Source organism: Cohnella rhizosphaerae (assembly GCF_029525575.1).
Classification (GTDB): domain Bacteria; phylum Bacillota; class Bacilli; order Paenibacillales; family Paenibacillaceae; genus Cohnella; species Cohnella rhizosphaerae.
On record NZ_JAPDIA010000003.1, the window covers coordinates 1,992,072 to 2,011,486 of the forward strand.

Genomic DNA, 19,415 nt, shown 5'->3' on the forward strand with positions numbered 1-19,415 from the left:
AGCGGGGTGAATCCGATTGGGAGCGCAGAAGATTCTCGAAGTCCGGGATTTGCAGACGAATTTTAAAACGGAAGAAGGCGTCGTTCCCTCCGTCAATGGGATCTCGTTATTCGTGAGAAAGGGAGAAACCCTGGCGATCGTAGGGGAATCCGGATGCGGCAAAAGCGTGACGTCCCTTTCGATCATGGGGCTTGTCGCGGAACCGGGCAAGGTGGTGGGCGGGCAGATTCTTTTTCATGGGCAGGATCTGCTCAAGATGAGCAAGAAAGACATGCGCAAGCTGCGGGGAAATCAAATATCGATGATTTTTCAAGAGCCGATGACGTCCCTGAACCCCGTATTCACCATCGGCAATCAAATCGGCGAAGTGATACGGATTCACCAGAAGGCCGATAAGAAGGAAGCGCGCGCGAAGAGCATCGACATGCTGAGGCTCGTGGGGCTGCCCCACCCGGATAAGGTCGTGGATCACTTCCCGCATCAGATCTCCGGCGGCATGCGTCAGCGGGTGATGATCGCCATGGCGCTGGCCTGCAATCCGGAGCTGCTCATCGCGGACGAGCCGACGACGGCGCTCGATGTCACGATCCAGGCGCAAATCCTGGAGCTGATGAGCAAGCTTGGCAAGGAGCTCGATACCGGGGTCATCCTGATTACCCATGACCTGGGCGTCGTGGCGGAAATGGCCGACCGCGTGATGGTCATGTACGCCGGCGAAGTGGTCGAAGAGGCGACGGTCCGCGATTTGTTCGAGCATCCGAAGCATCCTTACACCATCGGGCTGCTAGGCTCCCTGCCCGATATCGACGAGCAGCGGGAAGAGCTGGATACGATACCGGGCATGGTGCCCAATCCGCTCGATATGCCTAGCGGGTGCGCGTTTCATCCCCGTTGCAAATGGGCCGATGCCCAGTGCAAGGCGGTTAAGCCGCGGCTTGCGCATTATGGGAACGATCACTACGCAAGCTGCCTGAAAGCGGGTGAGGTCCATTGAACGAACGGAAACCGTTGCTGGAAGTAAAAGGGCTGAAAAAACATTTCCCTCTGAAAAAAGGGATATTGTCTAAGCAAGTCGGGGTCGTACGTGCGGTTGACGGACTGGACTTCGCGGTAAACCAGGGAGAAACCTTAGGCATCGTAGGGGGAGTCCGGCTGCGGCAAGTCGACGGCCGGCCAGCTTATACTTCGGTTGCTTGACGCGACGGAAGGCGAGATCTGGTTTGAGGGGCGAGACCTGAACCGGCTGAGCAAGGAGGAGATGCGCAGCGTTCGCCGGGATCTGCAGATCATTTTCCAGGATCCGTTCTCCTCGCTCAATCCGCGAATGAAGGTAGAAGACATCATTGCCGAGCCGCTGAAGGTACACAGCGATTATAAAGGAGCGGCGCTTAAGAAAAGGGTGTCGGAGCTGCTGGAGGTCGTAGGGTTGGGTCCGCATCATGCCCACAGGCATCCTCACGAGTTCAGCGGGGGACAGCGGCAGCGAATCGGGATTGCGCGCGCGCTCGCGCTCAATCCCAAGCTGATCGTATGCGATGAGCCGGTGTCCGCGCTCGATGTATCCATCCAGTCGCAGATTCTGAATCTATTGAAGAAGCTGCAAAAGGAATTTCGATTGACGTTTATTTTTATCGCTCACGGCTTGCCGGCCGTGAAGCACATCAGCGACAGGATCGCCGTGATGTACTTGGGTAAAATCGTGGAGCTCGCCGACCGGGAAGCGCTGTTCGCCCGGCCGCGCCACCCTTATACGGAAGCCTTGATATCCGCGGTTCCTAACCCGCATCCCTCCCGGCGCAAGGAACGCATTATTTTGCAGGGAGACCTCCCGAGTCCGTCGAATCCTCCCGCAGGCTGCAGCTTTCATACCCGTTGTCCGTATGCGCAGCCAATTTGCATGGAAGTCGAGCCGGAGCTGCGGCAGATCGCGGAGGGGCATGCCAGCGCTTGCCACTTTCCGGAATTTAACGAACGGTCCTCTCAAGTCCATAGGAAAGCAGGGATCTAGGTGTCCATATCGACGACCATCGTGATCCGCATGGAGATTCAGAAATCGGTTACCAGCTTCGCGGAAGTGGCGACAGTCATCACTGCCGCCGGCGGAGATATCGTGGCGATCGACGTGATCCGGTCAGGCGAAGCCGTCACCGTCCGCGACGTGACGGTTAATCTTCGGGTATCGGCCAATGACGGGATCATCCGGGCGCTCACGGAAATGCCCGGCATTCATGTGATCAATGTATCGGACCAGACCTTCCTCGTCCATCTGGGGGGGGAAGATCGAAGTGAATCCGAAGTTCCCGATCAAAAACCGGGACGATCTATCCAAGGCGTACACCCCGGGAGTCGCCCGGGTCAGCATGGCCATCCACGAGGACCCCGGCAAGGCGTATTCGCTCACGATGAAACGAAACACGATTGCCGTCGTATCGGACGGGACCGCCGTGCTCGGTCTTGGCGATATCGGTCCGGAAGCGGCGATGCCCGTGATGGAGGGGAAGGCGATGCTGTTCAAGCAGCTCGCCGGCGTCGATGCCTTCCCGCTCTGTCTGAATACGAAGGATCCGGATGAAATCGTAAACATCGTCAAGGCGGTCTCGCCCGGCCTCGGCGGCATTAATCTGGAGGATATCGCATCGCCCCGCTGCTTCGAGATCGAGCGGAGGCTGGTGGACGAGCTGCAAATTCCGGTTTTTCACGACGACCAGCATGGAACCGCGGTCGTCGTGATGGCGGGATTGCTGAACGCGCTGCTGGTGGTAGGGAAACGAATCGAGTCCGTGAGAATCGTAGTGGTCGGCATCGGGGCGGCGGGCGTATCCATATGCAATATGCTGCTGGCAGCTGGCGCCAAGCATGTCTATGCAGTCGACCGTGAAGGCATCATTCATCGAGGCGCGGCGTACGACAATCGAGAGTGGCAGCGGCTGGCGGACGTGACGAACCCTGATGGCCTCGAAGGTTCGCTCGCGGATGCCATTGCGGATGCCGATGTGTTCATCGGCGTCTCCGGGCCGGGCGTTCTGCGCGAAGCGCATCTGCGGCGCATGGCGCAGGACGGCATCGTTTTCGCGATGGCGAATCCGACGCCCGAGATCGAACCCGAGATCGCGGAGAAATACGCGCGGGTCGTGGCTACGGGGCGGAGCGATTATACGAATCAGATCAACAACGTGCTATGCTTCCCGGGTATATTCCGCGGCGCGCTGGATTGCCGTGCCCGCATGATTACGCAGGATATGAAGGTGGCTGCGGCCAAGGCGATCGCGGCTGTCATTCTGCCTCATGAGTTGAACGAGCACTATATTATCCCAAGCATATTCAACGACAAGGTCGTCGAATATGTCCGAAGGGCCGTGATCGAATCGGCCATTCAATCCGGCCATGCCAGACGGATTCCTCCGGATTTTATCGAACACGATGTGCCTCGTTCGATCGTCGAGGGAGGGGCGGCGGCATTGTAGCGGCCGGCAGCTGCCTTTCGCAAGAGAGCGCCGATGTCTTGATCATCGGCGTTTTGTGCGCTTGAAGTATACGGCTGAGTCCGCTGACGAAGACGGCTTGCGTGATAAAGAGCCGCTCGACCCGCATGCGCGGGTCGAGCGGCTCTAAGCACGGTCGCCCGAGCGACCTACAGGTCGTCGAACTTCTTGAGCATTTTGCGACGCAGCTTGAAGCCGAAACGACGCGTATACACTTCGTTGTTCGCCAGCAGCCGATAGGCTTCTAAAAGCGTGAAGTACCGGGTCATGATAAACAGACCGACCGCGATCAGCACAAAAAACAACGGATAGTAAGACATTAAATGTTCAAACGCCACAATCTCTTTGCGAACCAGCGCGACGGGCAAGCATCCGGCCGTGAAGACGGCAATTCCGGACATCACGAACAGCATGTTTTTTTTGCTTCAAGCGTGCATACCGCTGTCGAATTTCCTGCAAAAACGGCTGATCGATCAGCAACGGTTCCTGCTTTAAGATCTTGTACCCGACTTCTTCAAAAAAGCGAAGTGGAAGCGAGAAATCCAATGCCGACCGTAGCGATAATAACCGTCGGAAGCAAATAATAAGCCACGTCGCGCTCGAACAAGTAGTACGGCACAAAAGCCAGCGCCAAAAAGAAAATGCCGAAGGAGAGGGAGCGGGCATACTTGCGGGAATATACCAAATAGCCCTCGGCCATCTCCTTGCTGACGTAATAACCCGCCTCTTGCTCCGAGCGCGGTTCCACAGAATCCTTCAATAGAAAATCCATCGATACTTCAAAGACATTGCCGATCATGAGCAGCTTCTCCGTCTCGGGGTATCCTTGGCCGTTCTCCCATTTGCTAACCGCCTGTCTGGTCGTTCCTAACTGTTCGGCCAGCGCTTCTTGCGACAATCCTTTTTCTTTGCGCAGACTCACCAGCTTTTCACCGAATGTCACGCTCCAAAACCCTCCCCGATCCGATTGCAAGGCTTGCTATTCGATCAATCTCGCTTTCAGGAAAAGACCGACGGCCAACCCGACCGCACTGTAAACGACAATGCTGAGGGTATGCCACAGGATCACCTTTCGTTTTCCCGTACCCGCAGCCAAAGACGTGAAGGCGGCGATATGCCCCGAAGCGATAAGCGGCGAGATCAGAGCGAGTCCCGGTACGCCATACGTATCGAAGATCTCGCGGGCGCGCTTCGAACGCCGCCGAACGAATCCCGATTTCTTGTTCGGACGATTCCTCAACCAGCGAAACAAGGCGTGGAAGGGCGCAATGATGATCATCACGGACAGCAGATTTCCGACGATTCCAAGCAGAAATACCCCTATCAACGGCAGCTCGAGTATGGTTCCGGCCATGGTGGCTACAATCGCTTCGGCAAACGGAATGCCGGCGATCAGCAAGATCCCCGCGTATTGAAACAGGGGGTCCCAGTCCTTTAAATGTTCTACCACGAATTTTAACATATCCCGCGTCATGTTTATCCTCCCGATTCTGGTTAAGTGTGCTGAACATCCGTCAGTCAGCCTTTAAAAATTGTATAAAGCACCCTTGTCGCTTGCTAGCGACTGATGGTTGCGTCTTGTCAACATGGCGTTGCAGTCCTGTTATTTTAAGTATCCTTGCGATTTTTGGGCGGGGGCAAGGAAATGAAACGACGGTGTTGAATAGTATCCTAAATCGACAAAATGCGAGGGTGAGGAGAGGAGCGAACGGCATTGCTTTTGATTGGAGATCCGGGTTATCGATATCCGATTCGCGGAAAAAGGGGGGACGATGATACGCGCCATGTGGGCCAGACTGCTGGCCGCGACGCTTGCGATCGGGCTGCTTCAGCCTTTGCAGTCGTTATCCGATACGGCCAAAGCCGCTCCGCCGGATGCAAGCGCGGCAGCGACCTCTTTGTTGGCCCTCGGACAAAACGACCGGGGGCAGTTGGGGCTTGGGCATACGAACGATCAAACCGTTCCGGCAGCGGTCGATGTTGGCGCCTTGGTGCAGGCCGTGGCCGCCGGCAGCAACTTTACGTTGTTCGTGGCGGAAGGCGGCGATGTTTTCTCGGCCGGCAACAACACTTACGGCCAATTGGGACTTGGCGACACCTCGACGCGCCATGCGCCGGAGGCGATCGCCGGGATCGCGGATGCGGTCTCGGCGGCCGCGGGCAGAAACCACTCGCTGGTACTGACGGGTAACGGCGACGTTTATTCGTTCGGTCTCGGCGCGGACGGGCGTCTGGGGCATGGGAATGCCAATTCCTTAAACGCCCCCGTCAAGATTGCGGGCCTTCCTCCCGCCAAGGCCTTAGCGGCGGGCGGCAGCCACTCGTTGGTGCTGACGGTGACCGGGGAAGTATATGGATTCGGAAGCAATAACTTCGGTCAGCTAGGACTTGGAAAAGCCGTCTCTTCTGCTGCGGTGCCGACCAAGCTTGCGCAACTTCCGCCTATAGCGGCCATTAGCGCGGGCACGGACTTCTCGCTGCTCCTGACGGAGGACGGCGACGTCTATTCTTTTGGCCTGGGCGTGAACGGACAGCTTGGCCTCGGCGGGGCGGGGGAAGCGGAGATCCGCTATACGCCTGTGCGGATCTCTGCGCTGGATGCGGAAAATAAACGGATTCGGCAGATTGAGGCAGGCGGTTCGCATGCGCTGCTGCTAACGGAGGACGGCGAGGCCTACGCCTTCGGGCTAAACGGCTTTGGGCAGCTTGGACTGGGCGATACGCTGGATCGCTCGGTGCCAACGAAGGTGGCCGGCCTCCCCAAGCTTGCGACAATCGCGGCGGGCGGGTATCATTCGTTTGCGATGGACGAGGAGGGCGCGTTGTATGCCTTCGGCTACGACGCATTCGGCCAGCTTGGCGACCGGGACACCGAATCGCAGCTTGCGCCAAAGCGCATTAAAGGACTGTGGAACATTCAATTCATCGAAGGCGGGACGTATTCTACTTTTATATCGGGCAGTTTAGCGTCGCTTGTCTCGCCGACCGCGGCGACCTTCGAGAAGTATGAACGCGAACAGCAGGACATCGCCGTTTCGCTGGAGCTGAACGGGAATGCGCTGACGGCCATACGCAACGGCGCGACCGAGCTCGTTTCGGGGACGGATTATGTGCTGGAGGACGGCGGGGCGACGGCGATCGTCAAAAAAAAGTTATTTGGCTACGCTGAGCGTCGGCGCGGCGTCGCTTCATTTTGAGTTCGATCAGGGACCGACGGAACAGCTGAACTTGTCGGTCATATACACCGCGAGCAAGGAAAAACGCGCCTTCGGGTTCGGGGACAATGCATACGGTCAGCTGGGACTGGGAGATTCAGCCGACCGGGCCGCACCGACCGCGCTGAATGCGCCGGGCTACATTACGGCGGCAGCCGCCGGGAGCGGCTTTACCTTTTGGCTGACGGAGGAAGGCAAGTTGTATGCGGGAGGCTGGAATGCCAACGGCGAGCTGGGAATCGGCGGCGGGGGCGATCGGAATGTGCCGCAGCCGGTAAGCGCGCTGCAGAGCATCCCGGTGAAAAGCGTCGCATCCGGCTATTATCATACGCTCGTCGTGTCGGCAGACGGCGATGTTTATGCGTTTGGCGTCAATTCGAACGGTCAACTGGGATTCAGTGCAGGCACGACGCAAAATATACCGGTGCGGCTTGGATACTTGCCGCCGATCGCCGCGGCCGCAACGGGGATGGATCATTCGCTGCTGCTGTCCGTGGCGGGAGAGGTTTACGCAGCCGGCTCTAACCAATACGGACAATTGGGGCTTGGACAGACGGCGTCCAGCTCCAGCTTCGTGCGGATTCCCGGCATTCCCGAGATCAAAGCGATCGCGGCCGGCGAACAATATTCGCTGCTCATCGCGGCCAACGGAGACGTCTACGCGTTCGGGCGCAATCAAAGCGGAAAGTTGGGGCTCGGGCATACGACGGACACCAACGTGCCGACATTGATCGAAGCGATGGACAAGCCCGTTAAAGCGGTCGCCGCAGGCGCAACGCATGCGCTGCTGCTGACCGAAGACGGAAAGGTGTACGCCGTCGGCAGCGGCAGTCGCGGCCAGCTTGGCCAGGGCAATACCGCAAGTCTAAATGTGCCGACGGTCGTTGCCGGCGCGGAGGACGCAGCCACCATTGCGGCGGGAAGGGATTTTTCGTTGTTTACGACGAATGACGGCCAGGTCTATTCGTTCGGGCTCGGCGATCAGGGCCAGCTGGGACATGGCGATACCGCGAATCGTCTGGTGCCGGAAAAAATCGCCGCGATGGACGGCTACTACGTGAAGTCGGTCGCGGCGGGAGCGATGCACGCAGTCTTGACGATCGCGCCGCGTCCGGCGCGCGACAGCGCGATCAGCCCGTCGCAGGCTCCCTTCGACAAATATACGCCCAACCAAACGGATATCGCCGTCGTGTTGAATTTGAACGGCAATGCCTTGACTGGAATTGCGAACGGCGGCACGGCGCTTCAGGCGGGGACGGATTATGCTTTGACGGGAAATACGGTCACGATATACCGCGGCTACTTGTCGGGGCTGGCCGTCGGCTCCGCCAACCTGACCTTTACGTTCAGCGCGGGCGCGCCGCAGCCGTTTGTCGTAGACGTCACGGACGGCTCTCCGACGCCGACGCCAAGCGCAACGCCGACGCCAACGCCGAGTGCGACGCCTACACCGACGTCGAGTGCGACGCCATCGCCGACGCCGAGTGCGACGCCAACACCGACGCCGAGTGCGACGCCGACACCGACGCCGAGTGCGACGCCATCGCCGCCGCCGAGTGCGACGCCATCGCCGACGCCGAGTGCGACGCCAACACCGACGCCGAGTGTGACGCCGACACCGACGCCGAGTGCGACGCCGACACCGACGCCGAGTGCGACGCCATCGCCGACGCCATCGCCGCCGGCCACGGTACCTGGCGCGCCGACGAGCGTGACGGCGACGGCGGGCGTGAAGGAGGCGACGGTGAGCTTCGTCGCCCCGGCCGACGATGGAGGCAGCGCGATCGCCGGCTATCGGGTCGTATCGTCGCCGGATGGCGTGGAGGCGACCGGCAGCGTCAGCCCGATCACGGTGACTGGACTGCGCGCGGGCGTGTCCTACACGTTTACGGTGCAGGCGATCAATGCCGTCGGCAGCGGTCCGATGTCGGCGCCGTCGAATGCGGCGACGCCAGAAGCGCCGCCGGCCACGCCGACACCATCGCCGGCCACGCCGACACCATCGCCGGCCCCGGCCACGGCACCTGGCGCGCCGACGAGCGTGACGGCGACTGCTGGCGTGAAGGAGGCGACGGTGAGCTTCGTCGCCCCGGCCGCCGATGGAGGCAGCGCGATCGCCGGCTATCGGGTCGTATCGTCGCCGGATGGCGTGGAGGCGACCGGCAGCGTCAGCCCGATCACGGTGACTGGACTGCGCGCGGGCGTGTCCTACACGTTTACGGTGCAGGCGATCAATGCCGTCGGCAGCGGCACGATGTCGGCGCCGTCGAACGCGGCGACGCCTGCGTCGGCCCCCGGCTCGTCCGGCAACCCTTCTCTTTTCGATATAACCGGTCACTGGGCGGAGGCGGCTATAGAACGTGCCGTCGCGCTCGGTATCGTCACCGGCTATGCGGATGGCGCCTTCAGGCCGGACGCGAACGTTTCGAGACAGGAGATCGCTGCGATCTTCATTCGCGCGTTGCAGCGCAATACCGGAGCCGGAGCCGCACCATCCGCTTTCCGCGATGCCGGCGCGATCGGAGACTGGGCTTCCGGAGCCGTCGGCCAAGTCGCGGCGCTCGGACTGATGTCCGGCTACGAAGACGGGACCTTCCGTCCGGCCGAGCGGCTGACGCGATCGGAGCTGGCTGTTATGCTCCGCCGTGTCTATGCGCTGAACGGCAACAAGGAATCCGAGCCGAAAGACTCCGCCGCGCCTGCCGCATACGCTGACGAAGAAGCGATTCCGCCATGGGCAAGAGAGGCGGTCATTGATCTGACGCAGCTTGGCATCATGAGCGGCCGCGGCGGCAACCGTTTTGAGCCTGGCGCATATGTCACGCGCGCGGAAACGATCGTCGCATTGTTGAGATATTTAGACGATGCCCGCAAGTCTTGAGTAAGGAAAGGGCTGTCCAGAGAGCCGGTGAATGCCGGCATCTGGGCAGCCCTGTTTTTTTTTGTGGAGCGAAAATTTCGATCCATTAGCCGCATTGTCGGCAAATCGCGTTAAAGGAAGGGGATTTGTCGAATCAAGGAGAATATTATCGATGAGACGTTAAAAAAAGAAGGCGGCATAATCGGTGGGCGATGAAAATGGAACGGGAAACGGGCGCCATGCGAAAACAATTGACGGTATTGCTTGGCATGATCGGGGTATTTGCCGTCGTGTCGTCGCTGTTTATATATGAATGGCTCAATCCTACGTTCCAGTATCCCGAAGCGCGGGATGGGGCGTTGGACGCCAGGGAATGGAATTTTGCGAAGCAGGGGATCGTACCGCTGCGCGGAGAGTGGGAGTTCTACGAGAACAAGCTGCTGACGCCGCAGGACTTTCTAGCAAATGGCAAGGCGCTCGAGGCAGAGCGCCGAATCGTTCGCGTGCCGGGGGGCTGGAAGCGTTCCGGGTCCTCCGGCGGCGGGTACGGCGCGGGGACGTATCGCCTGCGCATCGCGGTGAGCGACCCGAATTTTTATAGCTTCAGAGGCAAAAAAGATTCGCTTGTCCAGCCGCATCTATATGAACGGGGCGGACCTGGGCGGCAGCGGCAAGCCCGCTCAGTCGGCGGATCGGTTCGTGCCGAGCAATCTTCCGTTTATCGGTACGATCAAAGCGGATAACGGTACCGTCGAGATCCTCATTCAGATCGCCAGCTATCGCTATATGGAAGGCGGGCTGGTGCAAGCGCCGGAATTCGGTCTGATGGACGATGTATGGGCCAGACGAGACAATGCCCGCCTGGCGGATATGATCGTCATCACCACGATGCTGGTATTCGGCATTTATTTCGCGGGAACGTTCAAGCAATGGAAGAAGGAGCCCTATCTCTTCTTTTTCAGTCTGTTCTGTCTGTCGTTAGGGTTGTTCTTCAGCTTTGACAACGAGATCGTCATGGCGTCCATGTTTCCCGAGATTTCCTTTCTATTTTTGCAGAAGATGCTCTTTATCCTGCCTTATATATCGATCTTGTCGTTCGCGCTTTATGTTTATCTGTATCTCGACGATAAGGGAGGCCGGGAGTTTAAGTGGTGGAGCCGGATTTCGTTTGGCTTTCTGATCGTGTTGGTCGCCATTCCGAACGCGTATTTGGTTCATATTCTTTGGCTGGGGATCGTCCTTCATATCGCCGCTTTCGTTTTCGTTATTCGCCGGATTTTCCGTTACCGGAACAGCGGGGTTCATGTTTACTATATTTTGTCGGGTTTATTTTTCCTTGTCATCAGTTGGATCTACGCGCAGACCCGTTATCAACTGGCATTGGACAACCCGTTCTACATGATCGTCACGCCGTTGCTGCTCGTTCTATCGCAATCGTTCCTGATGTCGGACCGGGCTCGCGAGGCGTTCGTGCGCAACGAGCGATTGGCCGAGCAACTCATTGCCTACGATCGCCAGAAAGACGAATTCCTCGTCCACACGTCGCATGAGTTCAAGACGCCGCTCCACGGCATTATTAATTTGGCGCAGGTCGTCATCGATCAGAACGGCTCGGGGCTAACGAGGCGGCATCGCGAAAATTTGGATTTCATCATCGGCCAGGCGAACCGCCTTTCTACGCTGGTCAACGACATTATCGATTTTCAGAGCTTGCGGCGCGGCAGTCTGGCGTTCCACGACCGGCTTTTCGATATCGGCGGCACGGTGCAGGGGACGCTCGAAGCGCTTAAGTACATGCGCAAGAACGATCGAGTACGGCTCATCAATCGGGTGCCTCCGGGAACTTGTTATCTGTTCACCGACGAGGACCGCCTGAAGCAGATTATCGTGAACCTGGTCGGCAATGCGTTGAAATATACGGAGCAAGGAAGCGTCTCGATCGCCGCCGAGTCTCGAGAGGGCTGGCTGTATCTGACGTTTGCGGACACCGGCGCCGGGATAAGCGAAGAGCGGCAGCAGGGGCTTTTCAAGGATGACGCTTATGCAAGCGAAGGCGAACCGGCGGGTTCGGCATTCCAATCGTCCGGCCTGGGACTTAAGATCTCGAAGGCGCTTGCGTTGCAAATGAAAGGCGATCTGGCGCTGAAGCGCTCGGAGCCGGGAAAAGGATCCGTATTCGAGCTGCGGCTGCCGGAGGCGGATGCGGCGCAAAGGGAAACGGGGGCCGCCGAGGCACAACTCGCTGCCGGTACGGAGCTGCAGCCGCTAGCCGGGATGAGCCCGAAGACAACGGAAGAGACGCCGACGCATGAGGCGGCGCCATCCGGCAAGGTGAAGATTTTGCTGGTGGATGACGATGCTTCCAATATCAAGGTGCTGCAAGAGTTGTTTGCGTCCAGCCGGTATCGCCTTCTCGCGGCGAGCAATGGAGCCGACGCGCTTAAGCTGATCCGGCAGCATCGCGGCGATCTGTCGCTCGTTCTGCTCGACGTGATGATGCCCGAGCTCTCCGGGTACGAGGTGTGCAGGCGCATTCGTGCCGAGCACCCGCTTTATAAGCTGCCCGTCTTGCTGCTGACGGTGCGCAGCTCGCCGGCCGATGTCGCGATGGGACTCGAGGCCGGAGCCAACGATTTCCTGGTCAAGCCCTTCAGCGGCAAGGAGCTGCTGGCCCGGGTGGAGACGCTGCTTCAATTAAAGGAGGCGGTCGAGCAGGCTATTCGTATGGAGACGCTTTTTCTGCAGTCGCAGATCAAGCCGCATTTTGTCTACAACGCGCTCAGCGGCCTGATCTCGTTATGCTACAGCGACGGCGCGCGGGCGGGCAAGCTGCTGGGGGAATTCAGCAACTATCTGCGGCTCAGCTTCGATCTTGATCCCCGTCACGCCAAAGTCGGATTGAAGCGTGAGCTATCGCTTGCCAGATCCTACGTCGAGTTAGAGAAGGCGCGGTTCGGCGCACGCCTGAACGTGGAGTGGGACGTGGATGTCGGGTCAGAGCCGCAGATTCCGGCATTGATCGTGCAGCCGCTGGTCGAAAACGCGATTCGCCACGGCATTATGAAGCGGTTGTCGGGGGGCACGGTGGTCATTCGGGCGAAGCCGGAGCCGGAGGGCTTGCGGATTGCCGTTCAGGACGATGGGGTCGGCATGAGCGAAGCGCAATCGAGCCGGCTGCTGAAGCCGGAGCAAATGGGCGGCAGTATCGGTTTGATCAACGTCCATAAGCGGCTGATGAATGAATATGGGCAAGGCTTGCGGATCGAGAGCGTACAGGGCAAGGGGACAACGGTCGCTTTCTTGATTCCTTCACGTACATGGGCGGGAGAGGCGGACGCTGACGGAGAGGCAGGCCAAGCATGATGAGAGCTGTTATCGTAGACGACGAGCCATTGGTCGCCGAGCAAATCGACAGGATGCTGGCGAGCGCCGGCGTAGCCGTGCTGGGCTGTTGCGCGAATCCGCATGAAGCGCTGGGAATGGCGAAGGCGCTGCAGCCGGACGTGCTGTTTTTGGATATCGAAATGCCGGAGCTGAACGGACTTGAGATTGCGGAGCGGATATATGCGGACAAGCTCGACATGGAGGTCGTGTTTATTACCGCCCACAATCAGTACGCCATCGATGCGTTCCGGGTGAACGCGCTCGACTATTTGCTGAAGCCGGTCATGGAAGAGGACTTGCGGCGTTCGCTGGAACGGGTCGAAAATAGACGGCGGCATCGCGCGGACGCTGTCGGCAGCGGCGGTCGACGGACGGTTGCCATTGAATTGTTCGGCCCGTTCGCGCTCTATTTGGACGACGGCCCGGAACCGGTTCGCTGGGTCACTTCCAAGTGCGCGGAGCTGCTCGCTTATATGCTTCTGCAGCCCTGGGAGAAGGAAGTCAGCAAGTGGGAGCTGTTCGAGGCGCTCTGGTCGAGCCAGAATGAGGAAAAGGCGGGCATCAATCTCCGCAGCACGGTCAGCAGAATCAACAAGACTTTACGGGATGGCGGCTCGGGGATGGCGCTCGCTTCCGTCAAAAACGGCTACAGGCTGGTTTTGCCCGAAGAGGAGCTCGGCGTAGACGCGGTTGAATTGGAGCTGTTCGTGCTGGAAGCCGTCGAGCCGGATCCAGTCAGCCAGGCGCCTATCGAGCAGCTCGTTCACCGCTGCAGCCGACCGTTCCTGCAAGGGTTCGACGGTGCCTGGTGCGAGCCTTACCGCAAGCAGTATCGCCTGTATTTTCTGCACCTGGGCAAGAGACTGCTTTCGTATTACGAACGTACCGATGCGGAGCCGCTCAAGGCATTGCTGCTGGCCGAGTTGCTCGTGGAGCACGACCCTTACGACGAATCGCTGCGGGAAGCAGCCATGAAGCTGCATGACCGGATCGGCGGTCCTCAGCGGGCGGCCGCCTACTACGAGGCGTATGCCGAATTCGTTCGTATCGAGCTGGGCGCCTTGCCGGGCGAGACGCTGCGCGCGCTGCTTCGCGAGTTAACAAGTTGAACGCTAGTATGATGGGACCTGCTCCAGCCATCCGGGGGGCGGGTTCCTTTTTGTTTTGCAACAATTTTGCAACATCGCTCCCGCTATAATGACACCATGGCGACTACCAGCATGAAGGCGAGTGAAGAAAACAATGATTAGACGTTGGATATCGATCGCGACCGTCATATTTTTGATCATGACTCAAATTCCTCAGTATGCGTTCGCAGGTTCTATCGACACGTGGACGCTCCGAAGCCCGTTGCCGACTGGCAATATACTGACGAGCGTTACTTTTGGAAACGGTACCTTCGTCGCGGTAGGGAACAAAGGAACGATTTTGACCTCAAGCGACGGCGCGAGCTGGTCGAGCCAAGCGAGCGGCACCGCGAATATATTGAACAAGGTCATATGGGGAAGCAACCTGTTTGTCGCGGTCGGTGCAGGAGGAACGATCCTCACCTCCGCCGACGGAATGAGCTGGACGAGCCGGGCGAGCGGACTTACGACGAACATTGCCGGGATCACTTACGGAAACGGCCTGTATGTGGCGGTCGGGAACAGCGGGAAAATCGTGACTTCCACCAACGGCGTGAACTGGACGAGCCGAACGAGCGGCGTTTCCACCTCCTATATTTTATATGACGTCGCCTATGGCAACGGCATGTATGCGGTGGCGGGCAGCAGCGGATTAATTATTACCTCTTCAGATAATGGCGTGACCTGGCAGCAAAAAACGAGCGGCTATACGTCCTCGCTAACGGACATCGCATTCGGGGACGGTCGGTTCGTAGCGTTGGGAGATCAAGGAAGAACATTATTCTCAAACGATGGCGTGCTCTGGAGCAAGAGCGGGACCAATTCCCTTAGTGCTGCCGGCATTAGTTTCGATAACGGAAATTTTGCGGCTGTAGGGCACAATGGCGCGATTTTAACCTCCGCCAACGGAGTGAGCTGGACCACCCGGAGCAGTGGCACGACGATTACGCTAACCGGCGTTACATACGGTAACGGGACGTATGTCGTGGTAGGGGAAACGGCGATTCTGACCTCGCCGGACGGAGCAAGCTGGACGGACCGGATGATCGGTACGCTAAATTCACTTCTGGGGCTCGCCTATATAAACGATACGTATGTGGGGGTAGGTGCAGGCGGAACGATTATAACCTCCGGCGACGGAGCGAACTGGACCGCGCAAGCGAGCGGCACGCCGAATCATTTATATGGAGTCGTGTACGCAAATGATTCGTATGTGGCGGTGGGACTAAACGGTACGATTATAACTTCGAACGATAGCGTGAACTGGACGAAACGAACAAGCGGCACTTCGAGTCAACTAACCGGCATCGCCTATGGTAACGGCATCTTTGTGGCGGCAGGCGCGGGCGGAACGATTGTAACCTCCGTCGATGGCGTGAACTGGACCGGCCGGACGAGCGGCACTGCCAATAATCTGACGGGCGTTACCTTCGGCAACGGCCTGTATATAGCGGTCGGGAACAACGGAACGATTGTGACCTCCAGCAACGGCATCAGCTGGATGAGCCGGACGAGCGGCACTGCGAATCCGCTCAATGGCGTCGTTTACGGCAACGATTTGTATGCGGCAGTAGGGAAAAACGGGACGATCGTAACTTCCGTTGACGGAGTTAGCTGGACGAACCGGACGAGCAACACTGCGAATCAACTCAGCGGCATCGTTTACGGAAACGGCCTATATGTGGCGGCAGGCGCAGGCGGAACGATATTAACCTCCGGCAACGGAGCAACTTGGACGAGCCGAACGAGCGGCATTACAAACAATCTAACTGCCGTCGCTTACGGGGACGGTACCTATGTCGCGGGCGGCGAAAATGGGACTATCGTTCAATCGGATCCCGTACCTCCGGCCATAACCGGCGTAGGCATCACTCCGGACCATGCATCCGTATCGCAGGGAGGGAGCAAGCAGCTTGCGGCTGTAGTAGACGCGCTTGATGGCGTGATGACGACGGTCAAATGGACGAGCAGCGACGCCGGAGGCAAGGTGACGGTGGACGGCGCGGGCAAAGTTGCGGCCGCCGCGGATGCCGCGCCTGGCGACTATACGATCACGGCAACGTCAACGGTTGACGGCAGCAAGAAAGGGACCGCGACGATTACGGTCATCGCGATGCCGCTCGAACCAACCCCGGAGGCGGAGATCGACTACGCGGCCGAGCAGTTGACAGGGCTGGCGCCGAACGCGGCCTACACGGTCAACGGAACGCCGGTGACGGCGGACGGCGGCGGCAAGGCGGCGATCGACGCTAGCTGGCTGGGTTCGACCGTGAACGTGGTGAAGAAGGGCGACGGCACGACGACGACCGACAGCGCGGCGCAGACGTTGAGTCTGCCGGCGCGACCGGCGACGCCGACAGCGGGCAAGACGGACGAGAGCGTCATTGGCGGCAGCAACGGCACGCTGACGAACGTGACATCGCAGATGGAATACAAAAAGGCATCGGCCGGCAGTTGGACGAGCGTCGCCGGCACAAGCGTAACGGGACTTGCGCCGGATACGTATGTCGTGCGCGTCAAAGCGACGTCTTCGTCCTTCGCGTCGGCAGCGCAAACGGTGACGATCGCGGCGTTCAACGCGACGCCGGAGACGAAGCCGGAGGCGGAGGTCGACTATGCGGCGGAGCAGTTGACAGGGCTGGCGCCGAACGCGGCCTACACGGTCAACGGAACGCCGGTGACGGCGGACGGCGGCAAGGTGGCGATCGACGCTATCTGGCTGGGTTCGACCGTGAACGTGGTGAAGAAGGGCGACGGCACGACGACGACCGACAGCGCGGCGCAGACGTTGAGTCTGCCGGCACGACCGGCGACGCCGACAGCGGGCAAGACGGACGAGAGCGTCATTGGCGGCAGCAACGGCACGCTGACGAACGTGACGTCGCAGATGGAATACAAAAAGGCATCGGCCGGCAGTTGGACGAGCGTCGCCGGCACGAGCGTAACGGGACTTGCACCGGATACGTATGTCGTGCGCGTCAAAGCGACGTCTTCGTCCTTCGCGTCGGCAGCGCAAACGGTGACGATCGCGGCGTTCAACGCGACGCCGGAGACGAAGCCGGAGACGGAGGTCGACTATGCGGCGGAGCAGTTGACAGAGCTGGCGCCGAACGCGGCCTACACGGTCAACGGAACGCCGGTGACGGCGGACGGCGGCGGCAAGGTGGCGATCGACCCTAGCTGGCTGGGTTCGACCGTGAACGTGGTGAAGAAGGGCGACGGCACGACGACGACCGACAGCGCGGCGCAGACGTTGAGTCTGCCTGCGCGACCGGCAGCTCCGGTCGATATATCGGTGACGGACGTCACCTATAACGGAGCGAATAACGGTTCGATTCTCCAATTAAATATCGGGATGGAGTTCAAGGGAGGAAATGCCGAAACATGGACAAAAGTGACCGGGACGTCGGTAATCGGTCTGGCGCCGGGCAGCTACGATGTACGGGTGGCTGCGACGGAGTCGGACTTCGCTTCCATCCCCGCTCAAGTAACCATCCATGATTCGGATGCGATCCTGCCGGCGGCTCCTGAAGTGAGCGCCGACGATGTTAAAAACACGATTGTCGGCTTGGATACGACAATGGAGTTCTCGGTCGACGGGGACGCTTACGTTCGCTACGACGGTACCAATATGCCGCTGCTGAGCGGCGAGCACACGGTTCAGGTGAGGGTAGCGGCCAGCGGTTCCGTGCCGGCGGGACCGTCGACGACATTGATCTTTACGACGAACGTTTCCGTTCCGGCCGGCGGTTTGACGGTGACCGTCACGGACCCAAGCGGCGCGGACCATGACGGCAAAACCTTGATAACGGTAACGCCGGCCGTCAACGACGAGCATCGGCTGGTGTACTTCAATTTCGGCAACGGCAATGTCATCGTACCGCATGTCGGCGACACGCTTAGCGGCTACGCGAACGTCCCGAACGATCGGATCATCCCGGCAGCGAACGGCGACAAGATCGGCGTAGCAGAGGTGGATGGGCATGGCCAAGTCGTGAAGTTTGGCCAAGCGGCAGCGATCGTCATCGCGGAGCCTCCGGCTCCTCAGCCTTCGAACGAGGGATCGACGGGAGTTGGCGGTCCGAAGGAAGAATCGGTCGACGTGCTGGTTAACGGCAAGGTTGAAAATGCGGGCAAAGCGACGACGACCGAATCGGGCGGCGTCAAGACGACGACGGTCGCCGTCGATCCGGCCAAGCTGCAGGCGAAGCTGGAAGCGGAGGGCGCGAACGCAGTCGTCACCATTCCGGTCAAGTCGGCGTCGAACGTGGTTGTCGGCGAGTTGAACGGCCGGATGATTAAAAACATGGAGAGCCTCTCGGCGACGCTCGTTCTGCAGACGGACAAAGGAACGTACACGCTGCCTGCGAAGGAGATCGACATCGACGCATTGGCCGGCAAGCTCGGCAGCGGCGTGAAGCTGGAGGATATTCAGTTTAAAGTCACGATTGCCCAGACGCCGGACACGATGGCCAAGGTCGTCGAAAACGCGGCTGCGAAGGGCGAGTTCTCCGTTGTCGTGCCTGCGGTTGATTACACGGTGTCGGGCACTTACGGCGGGAAAACGGTCGAAGTCAAGCTTTTTAACGTCTACGTCGAGCGCATGGCGGCTTTGCCGGACGGTATCGACCCGGATCGCATCACGACGGGCGTCGTCGTTGACGCAGACGGAACCGCTCGGCACGTGCCAACCAAGATCGTGCTTGTCGATGGCAAGTATTATGCGAAAATCAACAGCTTAACCAACAGCACGTACGCGGTCGTTTGGCATCCGCTCGAATTTTCCGATGTCGCGAATCACTGGGCGAAAGCCGCCGTTAACGACATGGGATCGCGGATGGTCATCGACGGTACGGGAGGCGGGCGGTTCAGTCCCGATCGCGCGATCACCCGAGCCGAGTTTGCGGCCATTGTTGTACGCGGATTGGGTCTGAAGCTGGAAAACGGAACGGCGGCATTCTCCGACGTGAAGGCATCGGATTGGTTCGGCGGCGCGATCGACGCGGCATCCGCATATGAACTGATTCGCGGTTACGAGGACGGCACCTTCCGGCCGAACGACGAGATTACGCGGGAAGAGGCCATGGCGATTGTGTCCAGGGCGATGGCGATCACCGGACTGAGGGCGAAGCTGCCTGCGCAATCGGACGATGCCATGCTTCGGTCGTATAAGGATGCGTCAGACGTGTCCGGCTGGGCGCGAAGCGGCGTTCAAGACAACGTGCAGGCCGGCCTTGTGTCCGGACGTGGTACCGCCTTGCTTGCGCCGAAGGCATCTATTACAAGGGCCGAGGTTGCAACCGTGATTCAAAGACTTCTGCAAGCTTCCGGGTTGATTTAAGGAAGG

8 protein-coding genes and 3 pseudogenes are annotated in these 19,415 nt (G+C 59.3%); 9 read left to right on the plus strand and 2 right to left on the minus strand.

What is annotated here, in order from left to right:
* Nucleotides 1-16 precede the first annotated feature (16 nt).
* From OMP40_RS14545 to OMP40_RS14555, 3 genes and pseudogenes are all read left to right on the plus strand, one after another.
* Nucleotides 17-994, plus strand: coding sequence for an ABC transporter ATP-binding protein (locus tag OMP40_RS14545; protein ID WP_277532267.1), 978 nt, complete (start codon nt 17-19; stop codon nt 992-994).
* Nucleotides 991-2,008 (plus strand): annotated as a pseudogene (locus OMP40_RS14550) (ABC transporter ATP-binding protein). The gene OMP40_RS14545 and the pseudogene OMP40_RS14550 overlap by 4 nt, the downstream one beginning before the upstream one ends.
* Before the next feature lie 30 nt (nt 2,009-2,038).
* Nucleotides 2,039-3,464 (plus strand): annotated as a pseudogene (locus OMP40_RS14555) (malic enzyme-like NAD(P)-binding protein).
* Nucleotides 3,465-3,631: 167 nt separating this feature from the next.
* On the opposite strand, the pseudogene OMP40_RS14560 reads toward OMP40_RS14555, so the two are convergent.
* A pseudogene (locus OMP40_RS14560) lies at nt 3,632-4,425 on the minus strand (helix-turn-helix domain-containing protein).
* Between the two features lie 36 nt (nt 4,426-4,461).
* Nucleotides 4,462-4,956: a small multi-drug export protein gene (locus OMP40_RS14565; protein WP_277532268.1), complete on the minus strand. Its 495-nt coding sequence runs from the start codon at nt 4,954-4,956 to the stop codon at nt 4,462-4,464.
* Nucleotides 4,957-5,254: 298 nt separating this feature from the next.
* Between OMP40_RS14565 and OMP40_RS14570 the strand changes: the two genes are divergently transcribed.
* The 6 genes from OMP40_RS14570 (at nt 5,255) to OMP40_RS14595 (ending at nt 19,409) form a co-directional block, all read left to right on the plus strand.
* A complete protein-coding gene (locus OMP40_RS14570) occupies nt 5,255-6,679 on the plus strand; it encodes an RCC1 domain-containing protein (RefSeq protein ID WP_277532269.1) in 1,425 nt (474 codons plus the stop codon).
* Nucleotides 6,639-9,578 carry an RCC1 domain-containing protein gene (locus OMP40_RS14575; protein WP_277532270.1) on the plus strand — a complete coding sequence of 980 codons (2,940 nt, stop codon included), beginning with the start codon at nt 6,639-6,641 and terminating at the stop codon, nt 9,576-9,578. Before OMP40_RS14570 ends, OMP40_RS14575 begins: the two co-directional genes overlap by 41 nt.
* A gap of 218 nt (nt 9,579-9,796) precedes the next feature.
* The gene (locus tag OMP40_RS14580) at nt 9,797-10,300 is read left to right on the plus strand and encodes a hypothetical protein (protein ID WP_277532271.1); all 504 of its coding nucleotides are present in this window, start codon (nt 9,797-9,799) and stop codon (nt 10,298-10,300) included.
* Nucleotides 10,182-12,920: a hybrid sensor histidine kinase/response regulator gene (locus OMP40_RS14585; RefSeq protein ID WP_277532273.1), complete on the plus strand. Its 2,739-nt coding sequence runs from the start codon at nt 10,182-10,184 to the stop codon at nt 12,918-12,920. Before OMP40_RS14580 ends, OMP40_RS14585 begins: the two co-directional genes overlap by 119 nt.
* Complete coding sequence (locus tag OMP40_RS14590; protein ID WP_277532274.1) at nt 12,917-14,050, plus strand: response regulator; 1,134 nt, start codon at nt 12,917-12,919, stop codon at nt 14,048-14,050. The genes OMP40_RS14585 and OMP40_RS14590 overlap by 4 nt, the downstream gene beginning before the upstream one ends.
* A 133-nt stretch (nt 14,051-14,183) precedes the next feature.
* Nucleotides 14,184-19,409, plus strand: a complete 5,226-nt coding sequence (locus OMP40_RS14595; RefSeq protein WP_277532275.1) for an S-layer homology domain-containing protein — start codon at nt 14,184-14,186, stop codon at nt 19,407-19,409.
* Nucleotides 19,410-19,415 lie beyond the last annotated feature (6 nt).